This is a genomic window from Amycolatopsis sp. VC5-11 (genome assembly GCF_037034185.1).
Taxonomy (GTDB): domain Bacteria; phylum Actinomycetota; class Actinomycetes; order Mycobacteriales; family Pseudonocardiaceae; genus Amycolatopsis; species Amycolatopsis nivea.
The window spans coordinates 93,429-113,446 of sequence record NZ_JBAGKF010000024.1; the positions used below are offsets into that span (position 1 = coordinate 93,429).

The 20,018-nt window shown below is 70.3% G+C and carries 13 protein-coding genes; all 13 read right to left on the bottom strand.

Annotated features, from left to right (window positions below):
• Nucleotides 1–11: 11 nt before the first annotated feature.
• A complete protein-coding gene (locus tag WA670_RS40785) occupies nt 12–755 on the bottom strand; it encodes a hypothetical protein (protein ID WP_037812637.1) in 744 nt (247 codons plus the stop codon).
• Nucleotides 752–1,150 carry a YbaB/EbfC family nucleoid-associated protein gene (locus WA670_RS40790; protein ID WP_043834115.1) on the bottom strand — a complete coding sequence of 133 codons (399 nt, stop codon included), beginning with the start codon at nt 1,148–1,150 and terminating at the stop codon, nt 752–754. Before WA670_RS40790 ends, WA670_RS40785 begins: the two co-directional genes overlap by 4 nt.
• A gap of 19 nt (nt 1,151–1,169) precedes the next feature.
• Entirely contained in the window at nt 1,170–4,457 is a 3,288-nt protein-coding gene (locus tag WA670_RS40795) for a right-handed parallel beta-helix repeat-containing protein (protein ID WP_336161469.1), read from the bottom strand.
• Between the two features lie 19 nt (nt 4,458–4,476).
• Nucleotides 4,477–6,930, bottom strand: a complete 2,454-nt coding sequence (locus WA670_RS40800) for a hypothetical protein (protein WP_336161471.1) — start codon at nt 6,928–6,930, stop codon at nt 4,477–4,479.
• 17 nt (nt 6,931–6,947) lie between these two features.
• Nucleotides 6,948–7,181 (bottom strand): type VII secretion protein EccB, encoded by a 234-nt coding sequence (locus WA670_RS40805; protein WP_037812626.1) that lies wholly within the window; start codon nt 7,179–7,181, stop codon nt 6,948–6,950.
• A gap of 16 nt (nt 7,182–7,197) precedes the next feature.
• The gene (gene eccD, locus WA670_RS40810; RefSeq protein WP_336161473.1) at nt 7,198–8,583 is read right to left on the bottom strand and encodes a type VII secretion integral membrane protein EccD; all 1,386 of its coding nucleotides are present in this window, start codon (nt 8,581–8,583) and stop codon (nt 7,198–7,200) included.
• The gene (gene eccCa / locus WA670_RS40815; RefSeq protein ID WP_238605409.1) at nt 8,580–12,593 is read right to left on the bottom strand and encodes a type VII secretion protein EccCa; all 4,014 of its coding nucleotides are present in this window, start codon (nt 12,591–12,593) and stop codon (nt 8,580–8,582) included. Before eccCa ends, eccD begins: the two co-directional genes overlap by 4 nt.
• Nucleotides 12,590–16,702, bottom strand: a complete 4,113-nt coding sequence (locus WA670_RS40820; protein WP_336161475.1) for a WXG100 family type VII secretion target — start codon at nt 16,700–16,702, stop codon at nt 12,590–12,592. The genes eccCa and WA670_RS40820 overlap by 4 nt, the downstream gene beginning before the upstream one ends.
• Nucleotides 16,703–16,747: 45 nt before the next feature.
• Nucleotides 16,748–17,299 (bottom strand): WXG100 family type VII secretion target, encoded by a 552-nt coding sequence (locus WA670_RS40825; RefSeq protein WP_037812616.1) that lies wholly within the window; start codon nt 17,297–17,299, stop codon nt 16,748–16,750.
• Nucleotides 17,300–17,345: 46 nt separating this feature from the next.
• Nucleotides 17,346–17,645, bottom strand: coding sequence for a WXG100 family type VII secretion target (locus WA670_RS40830; RefSeq protein WP_037812613.1), 300 nt, complete (start codon nt 17,643–17,645; stop codon nt 17,346–17,348).
• A 30-nt stretch (nt 17,646–17,675) separates the two neighbouring features.
• Nucleotides 17,676–18,014: a WXG100 family type VII secretion target gene (locus WA670_RS40835; protein WP_037812610.1), complete on the bottom strand. Its 339-nt coding sequence runs from the start codon at nt 18,012–18,014 to the stop codon at nt 17,676–17,678.
• Between the two features lie 556 nt (nt 18,015–18,570).
• On the bottom strand, nt 18,571–19,119 hold the full coding sequence (locus WA670_RS40840; protein WP_336161477.1) for a DUF1062 domain-containing protein: 549 nt from the start codon (nt 19,117–19,119) through the stop codon (nt 18,571–18,573).
• Nucleotides 19,120–19,300: 181 nt separating this feature from the next.
• Complete coding sequence (locus WA670_RS40845; protein WP_336161479.1) at nt 19,301–19,981, bottom strand: SAVMC3_10250 family protein; 681 nt, start codon at nt 19,979–19,981, stop codon at nt 19,301–19,303.
• Nucleotides 19,982–20,018: the final 37 nt, after the last annotated feature.

A 20,018-nucleotide genomic window follows, 5' to 3' on the forward strand; every position in this document is an offset into this window, starting at 1 on the left:
CGCGAGGAAAATCAGGAAACGGGTTCTTCCGGGGTGATCGGCGGCTGGGCGGGGATCGACTTCGCGGGTTCCCAGAGTTCGGCGGGCTCCAGAGGGTGCGTGACTTCGCCCTCGATCGCGTCCACTGGCTTTTGCGAGCGGACGAAGACGGTCGATTCTGTCGGCTGCAGCGGGGTCACGACCTTGTGCTGAACCGGGCGTCCGATCGACAGGTGCTTCAAACGCGGTTCCTCGTCAGGCAACGGTTCCTGGCCGCGATCCGGAATCCGGGCCCGGACGCTCTTCGCCGCGGTCCAGCCGTCGTCTTCGGCTTCCGGGGATTTGCCCAGCACTCTGTTTTGGATTCGTACGCCGCGCCGGTACTCGGTCGGAGGGGCGTCCGACCCGCCTCCGGGGTCGGACTTGGTGACCTTCTCGTGCAGGTCGGTGAAGTTCTTGAACAGGGCATTGGACCCGTCGAAAGCACCCTGGTCGGCCTCGCGGAACGACGTCGCCATGTCGCCGATCGCGTCGCGGGTCGCTTCCACGGCCAGCGCCCACGCGTTGATGCCGTTGTAGATCTCGGCCGCCGACTGGATGTGCGTTTTCGAGAATTCGTTGCCGTTCTTGTCATTCCCGGCCGCGTCCTGGATCCGGCTGGGGTTTGCCAGGCTTTGCACCCGCTGGGCCAGCGTGCGCAGTTCGGCGCTCTTGCCGTCGAAGCCGTCGCGGCCTCCGTCCAGGCCGTCGGCGTCGACGAAAAATTGGTCGGTCACGGCAGGTTCCCTTCGTCGAATCCCGGCACCCGCGCCGAGAACAGGGCGTTGACGTCCACTTTTCCGCTCATCAAATCCTCCGCGGAAATGCCCGGCGGCAGCATGGGGGCCATCATTTCCGCGGCCGCGGCGACGGATTTCTGCCGGGCGGCGGAGACGGTCTGCACGATCACCGAGGCCAGTTCGGCGGGAGCCATGCGTTTGTACGCGCTGGTGGGGAAGGAAAGTTCGGTCAATTCGCCGGTACGGCCGACAGTCGCGGTCACCTCGCGGCGAGCGGAAGTAACGGTGCTGGTGGCGGTTTCGACGTCCTGGCGGGCTTGGTCGAAATGGTCGCGCTGGTGCTGGTAAGCGGCCATCGCGTCCTCGAGCATTTTTTCGTAGTGCGTGCTCATCGGGTCTCCTCCCGAGGGTTCAGCCGACCGAGGCGAGGCCGGGCCCGAGGGCCATGGCACCGGTGTCGGGCGGGCGGATGCCGCGCAGGTCGGCGGCGGCGAGCGTGCGGGACGCGGCGGCGGCCGACAGCGTGCGGGCCAGTTCGTGCGCGGCGAAGGCGGTGTGGTCGGACGCGGCGGACAACTCGTGGGCGAGGGCGTCGCGGACGTCGTCGGGGACCTCGTGGCCGCGGCGGACCAGCAACCGCACGGCGATCTCGGCGAGTTCGTCCACTGTGTACTCGCCGAGTTGCCAGCCGTACGGCAACGCGTCGCGCAGGGTGGGCAGTTGCGCGAGCAGTTCGCCGACGCGGTCGCTTTCGCCGGTGAATACCACGACCGGATCGGCGGGGCGGCGGGCGATCATTTCGGACAGCGCTTCCAGGGCTTCGATGCCGGGGGTGTGCGGCGAGGTGTCCCAGTCGCCGTCCAGGTCGACGACCAGGGTGCCGCCGGAAGCGTCCTCCACGGCGGCCACGACGAGGTGTTCGGCTTGGCCGGGCCATTGCGGGGAAAGCTCTTCGGCGAGGTTGCGGTGCACCAGCTGGCCCATCGGAGCCATGCCGAATTCGGAGAGGATTTGCGCGTACAGTTTCGCGTACTCCGACCGTCCGGTGCCGCGTTTGCCGCTGATCACCAGGTTGGCCTGGTGGCCGAGCGGTTGCCGTTCGTGGGTGAGCCGGCCGAGTTTGAGCAGCAGCCGTTCGGCGTTCTCTCGCACCGATTTCTGGCCGACCAATCCGCTGAGGCGTTTCCAGCCCGCGCTGGTCGAAACCGCGGCGGCGGGATCAGCGGTGACCGAAACCGTTGACTTCGCGGCAGAAGGCAGTTGCGCCAGTTCGGCCTGAAGATCGTCGGCGGTGAGGCGGTTCAGTTCGATGTCTTTGGACGGCGGGTAAAGCGCCAGCCGCGACGCCTGGTTGTTCACCATCGCCTCGAACAGCTTGCGCGCGACACGACCGTTGCCGAACGTCGAGTTCTTCGGCACCCGTTCGAAATACTCGCGCAGCGCGGCGAGCGCGTCGTCGGTCATTTCGTAGTAGTGCTTGCGGGTCAGGCCGGTCGTGATGGTGACCAGTTCGTCGACGCTGTAGTTCGGGAATTCGATGGTGCGCGTGAACCGCGAAGCGAGACCGGGGTTCGACTGCAGGAACTGTTCCATCTGCTCGGAATAGCCCGCGACGATCACCACCAGCGAATCGCGCTGGTCCTCCATGATCTTCATCAGCGCGTCGATGGCTTCCTGCCCGAAGTCCGGACCGGAACCGCCGGTCGGCGCGCTCAGCGTGTACGCCTCGTCGATGAACAGCACCCCGCCGACGGCCTTCTCGACGACCTCGGTCGTCTTGATCGCGGTGGACCCGATGTACTGGCCGACCAGGTCCTGGCGGGCCACCTCGATCATGTGCCCCTTCGACAGGATCCCGAGTTCGGCGAGCACCGTGCCGTACAGCCGGGCGACGGTCGTTTTACCGGTGCCGGGCGGGCCCGCGAACACCAGATGCCGCGACATCGGCGGCATCGGCAGGCCCATCCGCTCGCGCATCTGCGACATCTTGATCAGGTTGATCAGGCCGGTGACTTCCTTCTTCACCCCGGCGAGCCCGACCAGCGCCTCCAGATCGCCCAGCGGGCCTTCGAGCACCTCTCCGGCAGCTTCGCTCACGGTCTGATCGGCAGTCGCGAAGTCGCTCGGCGGACCAGCGGGCACCGGCTCCGCGGTCCGGGCGGAATCGGTGCTCAGGTTGTCCACGTCCGCGTGCTCGCCGCTCACGAGTTCGCCCGACGCGTCGTTGACCACGCAATCGCGAATGCTGACCGGCTCGGTGGTTTCCACGTGGAAGCCGTCCTCGCCCGCGCCGAGGATCTCGCACTCGGTGAACGACGCCTGAGCAGCGACGTACACGCCGTTGCCGCGCGCATTGCGCACCCGGCAGCGGGAAGCGGTCAGCGTCGTACCGACGGTGATTCCGTCCCCAGTGGAATCGATGATCTCGCAATCCTGCAAGGAGATTTCCGCAGTACCGCCAAGGTGCAGACCGCCGCCGCGCACCTGCACCGACTTCGCCGAGGACGGCGCGCCGCTAGCGAACGAGACCGCCTTGTCGGAGGTCGAATCGACTCGAAGGTCGGCCACGGTCAGCCGGGCGTCCTCGGTGACCTGCACCCCGGTTTCCCGGCCGGTGTCGATGGAGGCGTCCGCGAGGTCCAAGGTGGACTGTCCGGAAAGGACGATCCCGACGCCGCTGTCCGGCGTCATCCGAAGCCCGCCGACGGTCACCGCTGCGTCCGCGCTGGCCGACATCGCAGTGTGCGTCGAGCCCCGCACGGTCGCGCGTTCGAACCGCGGCCGCGCCTGATCGTCGACCAGGATCGTGACCGGCGAGCCTTCAAAGGTGCAGTCCACGAACTGCGGCGCGGCGGCTCCGGTGGCCTGCACCGCGTTCGCACCTGCCCCGGCGAACACGCACTCGCGCAGCAACGGCTCGGCGGACGCGGCGATGTGCGCGGCCTGCATCGGTGCCGACCGGAACTGCGACGACGCAACGGAAACCCGGCCCTTGCTGGTCACGTACAGGTCGACATTCGCGCTGTCCCGCACGGTGAGCCCGGTGATCGTCGCGCGCCCTTGCTGTTCCACGACCATCGCCGGTTTCTGCGCGCCGACGATCTCGCACTGCTCGACAATCGCGACCGCTTCGCCATTGACGCACACCCCGTTGCCCGCCGCGCCCCGCACCACGCAGCGGCGCAGCAGCACCGAACCGGTCTCGGCCACCACAACGCCGGACGACGCGGCGTCGACGATCTCAGTGTCCTCAATGGCCGATTGCACCGGCGACGCGACCACGACCCCGGCACCGCCGGTGCTCGTCACCGTGCAGCCCCGCAGCGCGAGCGAACCCTCCAACCGGGCCAGCAGCGTCGCCCACGAGGTCCCGGACAACCGGCAGCCGTCCAGCGCCGCCTCGCCGCGCACGACGTCCACCGTGACCAGCTGGTCGTCGACGCCGGTGAGGACGAACCCGCTGAGCTGCACCGCCTCGGCGTTCGCGACGAGCACGCTCCCGGTGTTCGCCACGATTTCCACGGTGCCCGCGCCCTGTTCGGCCACCAGCGACACCATCCGGTCCACCACGAGGTTTTCCTCGTACCGGCCGGGGTGCACGCTGATCGTCGCCCCCGGCTGCGCCTGCGCCAGCGCCGCGCCGATGGTTCCGAAGGCACCCGGCCGGTCGCTGCCGACCACGAGCAGCTGTCGGTTCATCGTCTCCGCCTCTCCGCACTCACGCCAGGCCCGGGAGCGCCCCGAACCGCTCCGCGGCCTGCTCGTCCATCACGGTCCGGACCAGGTCCTCGCCCGCTTCCGCCCACGTCTGCACCGTCTGCCGGAGCGAATTCATGGCCAGCTCGTCCAGCGAAGCCCGGTCGTTCGCCACCCGGCCGGTCTCGTCGATCTCGCTCGCGGTCAGCTCCCGCAGCAGCACCGCGCCGCGCGCACCGGCAGCCGGTTTGCGCGTTTCCAGCACCTTGAAGCTGGTCCCCGGCACGAACAGGACGCGGTTTTCGACGCCGCCCTCGCTCGGTTCCAGCAATTTGGTGCGGCGTCCGGTGATCGACCACACCAGCACGTCCGTCTCCCCGTCCACTGTGGACGACGGTTGCGTCAGCGCGTTGAGGAAACCCCATTCGGTCAGCACTTTCCGGCCGTCCAGCAGCGGCCACGCGGACGGCGGCAGCTCGGTGGCGAAGGTCGCCGGGCCGCGGTGCGAGGGCAGCCTGCTCAGCCCCGCCACGACGCACCGGGCGACCGGGACGTGCGGGCCGTTCGCGCCGCGCCGCAGTCCCGCGTCGATCGTCGATCCCTTGGGGGACAGGTAAAGCTGCACCGCCACCGCGTCGGTCAGCACCTCTGCCGAGGACGACGTCGACAGCACGCCTTGGAATCCCGGGTGCTCGGACAGGATCCGCGCGACGGTGTTCGACATCAGGCCGTATTCCGCGCCGAGCGATTTACGGAGCCACTGGCGTTCCTTGTCGGCCCCGCGTTTGGGCAGCAGCGCGGTCGATTCCGCGCCGGGGGTTTCCTGGAAACGCAGCTCTGCCGGGGCTTTCGCCGGTTTCGGCGCGGGCTCCGCTTTGGCCGGAGGTTCCGACTGGTCCGAAGTGGACGCCGGAATCGCGGGCTTGGCGACCGGTGGTTCGACGGGCTTGGCCGGTGCGACGTCGGCCGGGGCGAGGTGCGTGAGCGGCTTCGCGGCCGGAGGAGCGGCGGAGACCTTGACCGGGGGCTCGGCGGGAGTTTCCGCCGGAGCAGCGACCGGAGCAGCAACGGGAGCAACCGGCGCAGCGATCGCCCCGGGAACCTCCGTCGGCGCGGCAATACCCAACGCCGCCGGAGCCGCCGGCAGATAAGCCGCCGGAGCAGGCGCAGCCACCACCGGCACCGGATGCCCGGACTCGATCGCGTCCAACGCCCGCGCCACCACCCGCGGCCGAGCACGCTCCGCGAGCAGCGCCGCAGCAGGCAGCACGCGGCTCATCCGGCGAGTCTGCTCGTCCAGCCGCGCCAGCAAATCCTCCGCCAGCAACCGCATCCGCGAGGCCGAGCCCTCGTCCGCCGCGTCAAAGGTCAGATTGTGCACCGCGGCGTCGAGGCCGATCTCGCGGATCGCCGCCGACGAAGGACCGTCCTGGGGCGGACGCACCAACAGGCCGGACTGCACGACCTCGACCACCGCGTCCGGCGAGTACCAGTACACCGCCGGAGAGACCTGGTCGAGTCCGTGGATCGGCGGACGGTGCGACAGCAGCTCAGGCAACACGGAATCCGAGCCCGGTGCGTAGCCGAGTTCGGTGGTGAACGGACGCCAGCCGAGCCGTCCGTCGTACAGCACTGTCCGCAGGGTCGGCAGCTGTGGCGAACCGACCGGGACGCCAGCGTAGAACGCGACCGGCTTGCCGAGCAGATCGGCCAGCGCCTGCCCGATCGAGGCCTCGCCGGGCACCTGCATCGGGCCGTACTGGACGAACCGCGCCTTGGCCCGCACCTTCTCCGGCAGCTGCACCCACAGCCGGGCCGCGTCGTCCAGCGCCAGCGGCGGGCAGCCGGGGCAGCCCAGCACGATCGTCATGGTGTCGTGCTGGGCGGGCATCCGGGAGATCAGTGCGCGGCGGTGGTGCCGCTGGGGTGCGTCGAAGCCGACCGGACGGACCCATAAGCCGCCCGGCAGCGGTTCGGCGACGCCGCGCGAACTCGTCGGGGTGAGCTCGGCGGCGATCCCGGAATCCCATGCCGGGCGCGGGAACCGCTTCGCCTCCCACGTCGGCGGACGGCCCGGCCGGAACCGCACCCAGCCCCCGCCGCGCCCGGCGTGGACGAACAGCGCGCCGCCCGCGCTCGGGATCACCGACCCGTCCGGCGCGAGCACCGGGCGGTTGATCCGCTCGGCCAGCCACTGCCCGGCCAGCGCGGTGGTCTCGCGCGAACGGCCGCCGATCACCAGCCGCACGCCGCGGCGGCGCCGGGGGAGCGCCTTGGCGACCGATTCCCACATCGTGATCGGCGAATCCACCGGCAGGTCGACGACCACCAGGTCGTGGTCGGGATCGGCGGCGACGCCGAGCGCGAGCGACTGCGCCTCGCCGGTCATCCCCTCCGCGAGGTGCACGACCAGCGCGTTGCCCACGGTCTTCTTCTCCAAAGCGCCGTCGTCGCGCCGGATCAGCGAGAGTTCCATGGCTGTCCTCCTTCCGCTCAGGCTCGGCGGCCGACGGCGGGCGCCGCCCCGCCGGTGTGGTGCGCGATCAGCCCGTACACGAAGAACCCGACCGCGATCAGCAGTCCGAGGACGAGCCCGACCAGCAGGCCCACCCAGGCCCGCCGGGCGGGCACGTCGAGGTGGCTCGCGTCGCCGAGCACCAGCGCCGACGTCATCCGCCCGATCAGGAACGAATACGCCTCGACGTGGTCCTTCTGCGTCTGCACCATGGCACCTCTCCTTCGCTTATTCGGTGAGCCCGACAGCCCACGCGTAGACGCCGAACAGCTGCAGCAGGATCGGGATCATCGCCACCGCGCTCAGCGTTTCCAGCCAGTTCGCCAGATGCCCCCAGATCGGCAGCAGCCGCCGCGGCGGCGGGCGCAGCATCGCCAGCAGGAGCAGGAAGAACACCAGGCACAGCCCGGCGAGGCAGGCGCCCCGCCACTGCACGGGCAGCGGCTGGATCAGCGCCAGCCCGAGCAGCACCAGGCCGACCGCGCCGGCGACGGCGAGCGGAACCCGCTGCCACACGCCCAGCAGCGCCCGCGACCGCATCAGCACCGCCGCGGACACCAGCCCGCCGAGAAGGGCCGGGAACAGCCCGTGGCCGACCAGGAACGGGAAGCAGCCGACGAAAACGGCCGTGGCGGCGAGGCAGGCGATGGTGAGGTAGCCGTCGGCGTACCCGGTCTGGTGCACCATCTGCGCGGCCGGCATCGGCTCGATGTCGTACTGCAGTTCGCCGGCCGAACGCGGCAGCTGCGGACCGCGGATGCGCGCGAACCGGATGCCGATCCGCGGCGCGAACACCATCAGCCCGACCAGCACGAACGACACCAGGCCGGCCGCCTGCTCGGTGGTGAACCCGGCGCCGAGGTGCAGCCACAGCGAGATCGCCCCGGCCAGCCCGGTCGCGACCACCGCGCCGAACGGCACGAACGGGATGGCGTGCGACCAGGCGGCCCGTCCGCCGAGCACCAGACCGCCGGCCAGCGCGAAGGCCAGGCAGCCGGTCAGGATCGGCGTGCCTTGGAGGTCGAACGCCGGCTCGAGCCCGGCCACCGCGACCGCGCCCGCGAGGAACGCGAACCCGCACCCGCCGAGCCCGAGCAGGGCCAGCAGCGCCTTGTCGTCCGAACGCACCCCGGTCGCCACGGCCGCGACGAGCAGCCCGAGCGACACCACGCCGCCGCCGATCGCGCTCAGCCCGGACGAACCCGGGTAAAGCAGCACCTTGGCCAGCACCACGAGGGAGAAGATCGCGAACCCGAGGAACAGGCCGCGGTTGAATTCCGGGCGCCAGCGGCCGGGATGGCGGCTCACCGCGGTGGCCATGCCGTCCGCGATGTCGTCGAAGTCCAGTTCCGGCAACGGATCCGCGCGAGGGCGCAGGTGGAATTCCTCGCCCTCCTTCCAGTCCAGCGACTCCGGCGTGCCGGACGCGTCGAGCGGTTCCTCGCCGAGCCGCTGCAGCACCCAGGCCTCGCCGAGGTCCTCGCGGCCGCCGGTGTGCTCCAGCAGCACCGGCAGCAGGCTGGTCAGCGGGACGGACATCGGCACCGCCAGATCCGCCCTGCCCTGCGGCCCGTAGACGGTGATCCGGCACAGTTCGCCGGTCGACGCGGTCATCGCACGCCTCCTTCGGTCGTCGCGAGCGGGGACCAGCCCTCGCCGGCCCGTTCTTCTTCCGCGATCGCGGTCTGCACGAGCTTCACGCCGCGGCGGGTGACCAGCTGCGCGCGTCCGGCGGGCAGCGGGCGCGGCGCTGCCTCGCCGAGGAATTTGCCCTCCTCCTTGGGGTAGGAGAACACCACGCCCGGGCTGCCGAGCTCCCAGATCCGGCGGACCACCGAGTCGCTCAGCGCCCGCATCGCGCCCGAGGTGCTGCGGCTGAGGATCAGGTGGAACCCGATGTAGGAGCCCTGCGACAGCAAGGACAACAGCGGTTCCAGCGGCGAGCCCATGCCGCTGGTCAGCAGCTGGTAATCGTCGACCACGAAGAACAGCCGCGGGCCGGTCCACCAGTCGCGGCGCTTGAGCCGGTCCGCGGTGATGGTCTGGTCCGGCACCCGCGGCGTGAGCGAAACGCTGGCCTGCTGCGCCAATTCCTGCAGCGCTTCGGTGGTGGTCGCGTACCCGACGCGGTAGGCCTCGGGCACTTCGGCGTCGAGCTGGCGGCTCGGGTCGGCCAGCACGATCTTCGCCTCGCTCGGCGAGTAGCGCGTGAGGACCGACCGCAGGACGACCCGCAGCAGGTTGGTCTTGCCGGTTTCGTTGTCGCCGAAGGCGAGCAGATGCGGAGTGGCCGCGAAATCGTGCCACACCGGCAGCAGCCGCTGCTCGTCCTGTCCGAGCGCGATCCGCAGGTCGCCGTCCGGCGCGGGCAGCTGGGCCATCGGCAGTTTCGCGGGCAGCAGCCGCACCGCCGGGGCCGGCGCGCCCGGCCAGAACAGGTGGACCTCCTCGGCGACCGCCTTGGCCGCCGCGGCGAGGTCGTCGGTGTTCCCGCTGCCGTCCATCCGCGGGAGCCCGGCCAGGAAATGGAGTCCGTCCGGGGTCAGGCCGCGACCCGGCTGGTTCGGCACCGTTTTCGCCTTGCGGGAGCCGATTTCCGACTCCATCGGATCGCCGAGCCGCAGCTCGAACCGCGTCTGCAGCAGGTCGCGCAGGTACGGGCGGATCTCCGACCAGCGGGTCGCGCCGATCACCACGTGCACCCCGAAGGACAGGCCGCGCGAGGCCAGTTCGCCGATCTTCTGTTCCAGGTCGCTGTAGTCGTTCTTGAGGCTGTACCAGCCGTCGACCACCAGGAACACGTCGCCGAACGGATCCTCGATCTGGCCCTTGCGGCGCAACGCGCGGTAAGCGTCCATGGATTCGATGCCGTGCTCGGAGAACAGCGTCTCGCGGCCTTCCATGACCTGCGAGATTTCCTCGATGGTCCGGACGACACGGTCGCGTTCGAGGCGGGTGGCGACCGAACCGACGTGCGGCAGCCCGGACAGCGACATGATCCCGCCGCCGCCGAAGTCCAGCCCGTAGAACTGGACCTCCTGCGGGGTGTGCGTCATCGCCAGCGCCAGCACGAGCGTGCGCAGCAGCGTCGACTTGCCGGTCTTCGGCCCGCCGACCACCGCGACGTGCCCGGCCGCCGACGACAGGTCCGCCGTCAGCAGCTCGCGGACCTGCTCGAACGGCCGGTCGATCATCCCCATCGGCACCCGGAGCTTGCCCCAGTGCGCCGGGTCGGCGACCGCCATGCCGCGCACCGGGTCCGGCGTGACGCTCGGCAGCAGCGAGTCCAGGCTCGGCGATTCGGCCAGCGGCGGCAGCCACACCTGGCGCGCCGCCGGGCCCGCGCCGGTCAGCCGGTCGATGAACGCGTCGGCGAGCGTCGGCCCGCCCGGCACGGCGGCTTCGAGAGCGTCCACATCGGACTGTTTCTCGGCCGGTTCCGGTTCGTCGTCGCGGATGATCAGCTTGGCGGGCCGGGCTTCGGTGCGGAACGGGACGACCTCGCGGCTCACTCGCGCGGCGTCCACGTGCGTTTCGCCGTTGCCCGCGGGGACCGGACCGGAGACGTAAGCGGCCTTGAACCGCACCAGGTTCGTGGTGTCGATCTTCAGGTAGCCGTTGCCCGGTTCCGGCGGCAGCTCGTAGGCGCTGCCCGCGCCGATCACGCTGCGGGACTCCATCGAGGAGAAGGTGCGCAGCGCGATCCGGTACGACAGGTGGCCTTCGACGCGGTGGATGCGACCCTCGTCCAGCCGCTGCGAGGCGAGCAGCAGGTGCACGCCGAGGCTGCGGCCCAGCCGTCCGACCGAGACGAACAGCTCCATGAACTCCGGCTTGGCGCTCAGCAGTTCGGAGAACTCGTCGACCACCAGGAACAGCGTCGGCATCGGAGCCAGCTGTTCGCCGGCCGCGCGCGCCTTTTCGTATTCGTAGAGCGACGGGTAGCCGCTCGCCCGCAGTTGTTCCTGCCGCCGCACCATTTCGCCGTTGAGCGAGTCCTGCATGCGGTCGACCAGCGGCAGTTCGTCGGCGAGGTTGGTGATCGTCGCCGAGGTGTGCGGCAGCCGGTCCATGCCGAGGAACGTCGCGCCGCCCTTGAAGTCGACGAGCACGAAGTTGAGGATCTCCGACGAATGCGTCGCGGCCAGCCCGAGCACGAGCGTGCGCAGCAGCTCCGACTTGCCCGAACCGGTCGCGCCGATCAGCATCCCGTGCGGGCCCATCCCGCCCTGCGCGGATTCCTTCAGGTCCAGTTCGACGATCTCGCCGTCCTCGGTCACGCCGATCGGCACCGACATCCGGGCCCGCTGCGCCGACCTCGGCCGCCACTGGCCCGGGATGTCGAAGGTGTGCACGTCCTTGATGCCGAGCAGCGCGGTCAGGCCGAAATCGCTTTCCAGCGGCTGGTCGGCGATCTCGAGGGTGCCGCTGGTCCTTTTCGGAGCGAGCAGCCGGGCGAGGCCCTCGACCTGGGTCACCGACAGCTCGTCGCGGGTCGCCGAACCGACGCCGCTGCCCGCCGGGAACTCGACCAGATCGTCCTTGGTGGTCAGCCGCAGGACCTTGGGGCCGCCCGGGAGCGTGCCGGTGACGTCGAGCAGCACCACGTTGCGCAGTCCCGCGCCGACCAGCCGCGAGGACTCCGGGATCGTCGCCAGGTGCGCGACGACCACCACGAACGGTTCGGTCGTCGTCGGCCCGACGGTCTTGTCGTGGTCGTCGCGGTCGGCGACGTCCGGGCCGAGGAGGTCCATCAGCTCGTCGTGGTCGGCGGCGAGGAGCCGGAGCGGGCCCGCCGCGTCGCGCAGGGTCGGATGGTTGTTGTGCGGCAACCACTTCACCCAGTCCCACTGCGCCTGCGCGGCCTCCGTGGTGAGCACCGCGAGCCGCAGCTCGTCCGGCGAATGGAAGGCGACCAGCTGCGCGAGCATCGCCCGGACCAGCCCGACGGCCGCGTCCGGATCGCCGTCGAACTCGACGCTGGTGAAGCTGCGCAGCCCCACTGCGGTCGGGATGCCCGACAGCGTGCGGTAGGTCTCGGTGAACCGGCGCAGCGAGATCGCCGACAGCGGTTCGAGGTCCTCGATCGGCTTGGTCACCGGCGGCACCAGTTCGAGCGCCGACTGCTGCGTGCCGAGCCCGATCCGCACCCGCGCGAAGTCCTCATGGCTGATCCGGCGCTCCCACAGCCGCGGCCCCATCGCGAGCGACCACAGCGAGTCCGGGGACGGGTTGTTCCAGGCCACCGCGTGCCGCTGGTCCTCCGCGGTCGAACGGGCCCGCTCGCGGACCTGCCCGATGTAGCGCAGGTAGTCCCGCCGCTCGGCCTGCATTTTGCGCTTGCGCTCGGCGGCCGCGCGGGACAGCTGCCCGAGGCTCATCGCGATCATGGACACGCCCATGCCGCCGCCGATCACGTAGGTGAACGGCGAACTGCCCGCGACCCCGGAGAACGCCAGCACCATCACCAGCGACCCGATGGCCATCGGCAGCATCATCAGCAGCGAGTTGAAATCGCGCGCCGCCGGTTCCGCCATGACGGGCGGTTCCTGCAGTTCTTCCTGTCCTTCGGGCATTTCCGGACCCGCCGCGCGCGGGCCCCGCTTGACGGTTTCCGTGCTCATTCGAGCACCCCCGGAGAGCTGCGATGCCTGCCCCAGGCTGAATCGTCCTGCCGGAGCAGGTCGGCCATGGTGCGTTCCTCTTCTTCCTCGGTCTCTTCGTCCGCCTCGTCGGCTTCGGGCTCCAGGGGTTCTGGTGCGTCGCCGCAGGTGGGCAGCTCGTCAGGCAGGATTTCGGCCGGTCCGCCGCGGACCCGCTGGTAGGTGCCGAGCGCTTCGTCGGGCCGCCACGGTTCGTCGGTGCGCTGGACGTGGTCGGTGGTGATCTCCTCGGCCCGGTCCTCCGCTGGCGTGGTGACCGGCAGGAGAGCGGGGAGGAAGTCGGCGGTGCCTACGTCCCAGGCTGAGATGTCCTCGTGGTCGAGGGGTTGGACCACAGCGATCCGCACGCTCTCGTCTTCGGGGGTTGGTGCGGTTCCCCAGCCGGTGTTCGCCAGAGTGTCCACAGTGGACTGCGGCAGCCAGGATTGCCGGGCCTCGCTCAGCATTTCGGCCGCGTCGGGATGTTCGGCTGGGGGCTTTGTGCTGTTGACTGGGGTCTTCAGCGGGACTATCGGGATGGCGGCTCCCGGGGTTTGGTTCGCCCCGTCGGCTGTGGTGCTCGGGGCGCTGGGGTTCCCGACGCCGCCGGGTTGCCAGTTGTTTGCCCAGTCGGCGGAGGTGCTGGGGGCGCTGGGGTTCGCGATGCCGACGGGTGTGGCGGGTTGCTGGTCGTTTGCCCAGCTGGTTGAGGTACTGGGCGGGGTTTCGCCTTGTGCGCTGGGGTTTCCGATGCCCACCGGTGTGGCTGGCGTCCAGGGTTGCCGGACGTCGCCGAGGAGTCCGGCGGAGTCGGGCCGTTCGGCGGCGGGCGTGTTCGCTCCGCTGCCCGCATTGCCGGGCGGGACCATCGGCATGCCCGGTCCTTGGGCTTGCTTCGCCCAGTCGGCCGTGCTCGGGGCGCTGGGGTTCCCGGCGCCGCCGGGTTGCCGGTTGTTTGCCCAGTCGGCGGAGGTGCTGGGGGCGCTGGGGTTCGCGATGCCGACGGGCGTGGCGGGTTGCTGGTCGTTTGCCCAACCGGCTGTGGTGCTTGGGGTACTGGGGTTCGCGATGCCGCCGGGTTGCTGGTCGTTTGCCCAGCTGGTTGCGGTGCTGGGCGGGGTTTCGCCTTGTGCGCTGGGATTTCCGATGCCCACCGGCGTGCTTGCTGCCCACGGTTCTTGGACGTCACCGAGCATCCCGGCGGAGTCGGGTCGTTCGGCGGGCGTGTTCGCTCCACCACCGGCACCGCCCGGCGGGACCATCGGCATGCCAGGCCCTTGAGGCTGCTGGTTCTTCGCCCAGTCCGCCGCTTCGCTCGGCGGGGTCTCCCCGAACGCGCTCGGATCGCCGACGCCGCCGGGCAGATCGGCCGTCCACGGCTCCTGCACGTTGCCGAGCAGTCCAGCCGAATCCGGACGTTCCGCGGCGGGCGTGTTCAAACCGCTGCCGCCGCCCGGCGGGACCATCGGCGGTGTCCCGCCGCTGGGGGCCTGCTCGTGGTTGCTGACGGAGTCGGGCATCTTCGGCAGGTTGCTTTCGCCGAGGCCCTTCACTCCGGGTCCGGCTGGTTCCTCGCCGCCGGGACCGCCGATGGCAGCTGGCGGCGGGGCCCATTCGGCCGAGCTGAGCGGTGGGGTGTCGCCGTGCGCGTCGGGGTTGCCGATGCCCTCTGGCGGAGCGCTTACCCACGGTTTCTTGATGTTCCCGAGCAGTCCGGAGGAGTCCGGGCGTTCGGCGGAGGGCGTGTTCAAGCCGCTGCCGCCGCCCATGCCGCCCGGCGGGACCATCGGTGGCGTTCCCGAAGCCGGTAGCTGCTGCTCGTGGTTGCTGACCGGATCCGGCATCTTCGGCAGATCGCTCTCGCCGAGCCCCTTCACTCCGGGCCCGGTCGGTTCCTCGCCGCCGAGACCGTTGACGCCCGGACCGCCGACGGCAGCAGGCGGTGGGGCCCATTCGGCCGAGCTGAGCGGCGGCGTGTCGCCGTGTGCGTCGGGGTTGCCGATCCCGTCCGGGGGAGCGCTTACCCACGGCTTCTTGATGTTGCCGAGCAACCCAGACGAGTCCGGACGTTCGGCGGAGGGCGTGTTCAAGCCGCTGCCGCCGCCCATGCCGCCCGGCGGGATCATCGGCGGGGTTCCGCCGCCGGGGACCTGCTCGTGGTTGCCGACCGGGTCCGGCATCTTCGGCAGATCGCTCTCGCCGAGGCCCTTGATCGCGCCCGGACCGGAGTCGCCGGGGCCGCCGACGCCATCGCCGGGGCCGCCGAGGCCGTTGGTGCTGGGTCCGCCGACGCCTCCGCTCGCGCCAGGAGGCGGAGCCCACTTGGCCGAGCTGAGCGGCGGGGTGTCGCCGTGCGCATCGGGGTTGCCGATGCCGTCCGGCGGAGGGCTCATCCACGGTTTCTTGATGTTGCCGAGCAGCCCGGACGAGTCCGGACGTTCCGCCGACGGCGGGTTCAGCCCACCGCCGCCGCCCATGCCGCCCGGCGGCATCATCGGGATGCCGCTGCCGCCCGGCGTCTGGTTGCCCGGCGGGGTGTTGAGGCCCGGCGGCAGATGCGCCGGGTTGAGCGCGTTGTTCGCCAGGTTGCCGCCGGCATCGCCCGGCGGGGCGGGGATCGAAGGCGGGTTGACGTGCCCGGATCCGCCGGAACTGCCCGGCGGGGCGGGGATCGAAGGCGGGTTGACGTGCCCGGATCCGCCGGAACTGCCCGGCGGGGCGGGGATCGAAGGCGGGTTCACGTGCCCCGACCCGCCCGAGCTGCCCGGCGGGGCCGGGATCGAAGGCGGGTTGACGTTCCCGCCCAGGTTGTTGCCCGAGGCCCCGGGCGGCGGCGGGATCGAGGGCGACTTGAGGTTGTTCCCTCCCGTCGAATCGCCCGGCGGCGCGGGAATGGCCGGCGGCTTGACCGACGGCTGCTTCACGTTGTTCCCGCCGACTCCGTTGGGCGGCGGCGGAATGGAGGCAGCGTTCACCGGCGGCGGCGTGCCGTTGCCCCCGGGACCGTTGAGGTCGCCGGGCGGAGGCGGCACCATCGCGTTCTTGATCGGCGGCGGCACGTTGTTCCCGCCGGGACCGTTCACGTCCCCGGGCGGAGGCGGCACCATCGCGTTCTTGATCGGCGGCGGCACATCGCTCCCGCCAGGACCGTTCACGCCGTTCGGCGGCGGCGGAATCGCGGCCTTGTTCACCGGCGGCGGAGTGCCGTTGCCACCGCCCGGAGGCGGGGACACCGGCGGCGGCTTCGGGGTAGGCGGCGGCTGCGTCACCGGAGGCGGCGGCGGAGAAGCCGGCGGCGGGGGAGGAGCGGTCACCGGCGGCGGAGGCGGCGGCGGTGTGGGCGGTGGCGGCGGAGCAGGCGGTGGCGGGGGAGGCTTGGGCGTGTTGACGTCACCGCCGCCGGGGGTCGGGGGCGGGGTCGTCTTGCCCGCGTTGACGTGCACGGTGTTGTACTTCTGCGCGAGCTGCCCGCCCACCTTGCGCATGTCGTTGGTCATCATCTCGACGGCTTCGGGGAACTGCGAGATGTACGCGCGCCCGTCGCTGAGGTGGTACTTGCTGCCCTGGGCGAGGACCTGGCTGGCGTAATAGCTGTCGATGTAGCGGATTGTGTCCTGCGCCCACTTGAGATAGGCCGCGGAATTGACGAGGTTCGTCGGCACGTTGTTCGACCCGCCGCCGTCGCCGATCCGGTCGGCCAGATCGGAGAACTTGTTGCCCAGCGCGGTCATCATGTCTTTGAACTTCGTCGCGGCGTCGCCCTTCCACGGACCGTCGGGTCCGGCGAGGGCGGCGGTCTGGTCCTGAATGGACTGAGCGACCATCGCGAGGTTCTGCTGCGTCTCCTGAAACACCCCGGCCGCGTCCTGAAGCGACTGCCAGTTGACGTTGCCGTAGGCCTTGTCCCGGTTGTCCTGGCCGCCCGACAGCGAACCGCCGCCGAGGATCGCCGCTTCGATCTGCTTCCACGTCAGGCCGTCGAAATCCTTCGACGGGTCACCAGTGGTGTTCTGGTTGCCGGTCTGCGTGGTGTCGGGCCAGACCCCGTTGTCGTCCGAGGTGAACCCGTGGGTGTTGTTGTCGTCCGCCATCTTCCCTCGATCGCTTCGAACCCGGAGAGACCGCCGCCCGTCCGGTCAGGGTTTCTGACCGGCGCCGGTGATGTGCCCGCTGACGGTGTTGAAGTACTGGTTGTAGTCGTCGGCGGACATCTTGTTGACCTCGTCGGCGTTGTCGTACGCCTTCGAGGCCTTGTTCACCGCGTCCGCGACCTCGTCGAGCGCCTTGCAGAGGTCGTGGATCGCCGTGCGGGTGGTGTCCCGCAGCGCGTTCGTGCCCTGGATCGGCGTGAAGATCTTGCTCTGCGCCGTCAGGAACACGCCGGGCTTGAGCTGGATGCCGTCGAGTTTCGCCGGCAGGTCCTTCAGCGGCCCGTCCGCGAGCGCCTGCATGTTCTTCGCGAACGTGCGCATCGCCTCGGTGTTGACCGCGGTGACGCCCCGACCCGGATGCTCGGAACCGCCCGGCACCGGCGGCGGCTTGCCGACGTCGCCCGGCGGGATCCACTCGTTCTTCACGTCCGGCGGGGTCTGGTCGCCCGGACTGTGGAACTTCCCGTCGTCCGAGGTCTTCTGATGGGTGTGCGAATCGTTGTTCATCCCGTAGTTCGTGTCACCTGGCGCGACCATGGCCGTTCACCCTCCTTTCTGGTCAGTTGCGGCGAGGCGGGCGGCGTCAGTTGGCGGCGAACCGCTTGGCGTTGTTGCCCTCGGTGTTGGAGGTGCCCTCGTTGATCTGGCCGAGGGTCTGCGCGGCGGCGTCGAGCGCCTGCGGCAGCGTGAGCGCCGCCTGGTGGCAGTAGTTGTAGGTCTCGTGGAACATGTCCGCCGCGACACCGGTCCAGTTTTCGCGCTGGCCCTCGATGACGGCCTTCATCTGGTCCAGCAGCTCGGTGATCTGGTTGGACTGCTGCTTCGCCTGCCCGACGGTGTCCTGCATGGTGGCGAAACTGATCTGGAACTGGCCCAAAGCCATGGGAATGTCCTTTCGTGGGAAGGAAGGGGATCAGAAGCCCTGCAGACCGCCGCCGCCGATGACCGTCGCGGCGTTGTGGGCGGTGGAGGTGTTGTCCGAGTCCCGGCTGTCGTACTCGCTCGCCGAGGTCTGCACGTTCTGCGCGAGCTCGTCCAGCTTCTGCACGATCTTGCGGACCGTCTGGTCGAACTGGCCCATCGCCTGGTTGAACACGTTCGCCGAGTCCGACCGCCAGGTGCCGAACAGCGTCTGCATGGTGCCGTCGACCTTCTGGTTCACCCCGGTGATGTTCTGCCCGGTGTCGCTGATCGTCTGCGCGCCCTTGCGCATGACGCTGGTGTCGACGCGGGCGCCGTCCTGCGAAGCCATGCTTTCTCCTCTGGTCGGGTTCTCCGGATATGACGGACTGGCATGCCAGACCGCCGATGTCGCCGCGGATGCCCTTCGTTCGGCCGATACGACAGAGCACGGGGAGACTGCGGACTTACGGTAAGCGCCGGTCTACGGGTTGTCGCCGCGTTGTTCCCTTCTGAACACCAGTGCGCGGACGGCGGGGCAAGGGGCTCCTCCACCCGGGGGGCGCGGGCGGCGGCAACGCTTTCCGCGGGACCTGGTTACGCGCGATTGCCCGTTCAGGCACCGCCGTTGCCCTGGTTCGCCGTTCGCGCTCATGCGAGCGGGAATCGCGAGTGGACTTGCGCGGTCCTCTGTGGACGGACGTCGCCTCGGCGATCAGCCGCGAAGGGCCCCTGGAGGTGCGGGGCCGCCGCGGATTGCCCGTTCAGGCACTGGCTGCTGCCCGCGTTCGCGGTTCGCGCTCATGCGAGCGGAAATCGCGGGCGGACTTGCGGTGTCCGTTGTGGACAGACGCCGCCGACCGTCCGTGCGGGGAACCCTGATTCCCGCGGGGTTCCCCGCACGGCGGTCAGTACTTGAGCGTGAAGGCGAAGTCGCCGGAGAGCTTGCCGCTCAGCCGGACTCCCGACACGACCTTCCCCTCGGCGAGCAACCGCTCGACCTCAGCTCGGGGCAGACGGCAGCCCTCGGCGATGAGCCGTACCGGGCGGACCGGGATCCGGGCCGCGAAGCCGACCGAGACGTCGATCGCGTCCTGGTCCAAGTGGTCCGGACCACCGGTGTCGAGCCGCCAGGCGCCCTCCCAGTCGAGCGCGACGCGGTTGCGCCGTCGCAGGACCGGGTCCTGGAGGAGTTCGGCGGCGAGGCTGGGATCGTTGTGGTGCAAGCGGTCCAGCAGATCCGGCCGGACCGAGCGCACCTTCGCCCGTTCGAACACGGTGAGTTTCGCCGTTTCCCCGCAACCGGTGCAGAGCACGAGGAGCCAGGCGTCGACGAGTTTGTGGTTGGCGTTGACCCGGAACTTGCCGTCCGCCCGGAAAAGCCCGGACGAGCACGTATGGCAGCGCCGCCGGACGAGCGGCAGGCAAGTGGGCAGGACTGTCCAGTGAAAGAGCACAGGAGTACACCGATTCCAGTGAGAATTCCGCAGCACGAAGAAGCGCGACGCTCGAACGCGGCGCGCGACGGGATCAGAGCTTGGGATGCCTCACGCGATGTACAACGGCACGTCCTCGCCTAGCCGACACTGGTCGGGCGACAGTAGCCGCGGATGCGGGCGCGGCTCCACCGGATTTCCGTCAGCCCGGCTCCGGCGCGCTCGTGTACTCGACATACAGCGGACTGGCCAGCACCACCCGGGTCGGCGGGGTGCGTTCCTCCCGGGTGAAATGGGCCGGGGTGTTCGTGACGGCCAGATCGGCCGTCAGGCGCGCGTACCCCGCCATCCAGCCCGCCAGTGCGGGCGGCGTCCGCCGGTCCAGGTCCCCGAGCAGGAAGTGCAGCGCCTGCGAGAACGACTTCCCGGTCAGCTCGTCGAGGAAATCCGCCATCCCGCCGCTGTGCGAGATCGGCAGCCCGATCGTTTCGGCGGGCGGGGTCTTGCGCGTGCCGACCAGATGCTCCGGCGAACCGTGCAGGAGCAGCCGGGGCTCGTCGCCGTTCGCGGGCTCCCAGAAGAGCAGCGCGGCGGACTGTCCGCCGTGGCTTCCGCCGTGCACGACGCGGTAGTTCAGCCGCGCCTCGAACTGCACCCATTGCCCGGGGACCAGCTCGTCGTCGGTGTACCACCGCGCGGAGGTCCCGATCTTCCGGACCGCCCGGTCGAGCCCCGGATGGGCGGCCCGGCCGGACAGGTTCACGCGAAGCTCGACGCCCGGGACCTTCCCGGCGACCTCCGACGCCCGGGCCAGGTGCTTGTCCAGCCCCTGGCTCTCGAACTGGCTGAGCTTGGCCTCGGAGACGTACACCAGTTCCCGCATGGGGACCGATCCTGGCGGGCCCGGAGGCGCCCGGTCA

Excerpts from the sequence above, each read along its gene's own strand:
- eccCa (WP_238605409.1), bottom strand. The coding sequence starts at position 12,593 with ATGAGCACGGAAACCGTCAAGCGGGGCCCGCGCGCGGCGGGTCCGGAA.
- WA670_RS40795 (WP_336161469.1), bottom strand. The coding sequence starts at position 4,457 with ATGAACCGACAGCTGCTCGTGGTCGGCAGCGACCGGCCGGGTGCCTTC.
- WA670_RS40845 (WP_336161479.1), bottom strand. The coding sequence starts at position 19,981 with ATGCGGGAACTGGTGTACGTCTCCGAGGCCAAGCTCAGCCAGTTCGAG.
- eccD (WP_336161473.1), bottom strand. The coding sequence starts at position 8,583 with ATGACCGCGTCGACCGGCGAACTGTGCCGGATCACCGTCTACGGGCCG.
- WA670_RS40830 (WP_037812613.1), bottom strand. The coding sequence starts at position 17,645 with ATGGCTTTGGGCCAGTTCCAGATCAGTTTCGCCACCATGCAGGACACC.
- WA670_RS40805 (WP_037812626.1), bottom strand. The coding sequence starts at position 7,181 with ATGGTGCAGACGCAGAAGGACCACGTCGAGGCGTATTCGTTCCTGATC.
- WA670_RS40800 (WP_336161471.1), bottom strand. The coding sequence starts at position 6,930 with ATGGAACTCTCGCTGATCCGGCGCGACGACGGCGCTTTGGAGAAGAAG.
- WA670_RS40825 (WP_037812616.1), bottom strand. The coding sequence starts at position 17,299 with ATGGTCGCGCCAGGTGACACGAACTACGGGATGAACAACGATTCGCAC.
- WA670_RS40835 (WP_037812610.1), bottom strand. The coding sequence starts at position 18,014 with ATGGCTTCGCAGGACGGCGCCCGCGTCGACACCAGCGTCATGCGCAAG.
- WA670_RS40820 (WP_336161475.1), bottom strand. The coding sequence starts at position 16,702 with ATGGCGGACGACAACAACACCCACGGGTTCACCTCGGACGACAACGGG.
- WA670_RS40790 (WP_043834115.1), bottom strand. The coding sequence starts at position 1,150 with ATGAGCACGCACTACGAAAAAATGCTCGAGGACGCGATGGCCGCTTAC.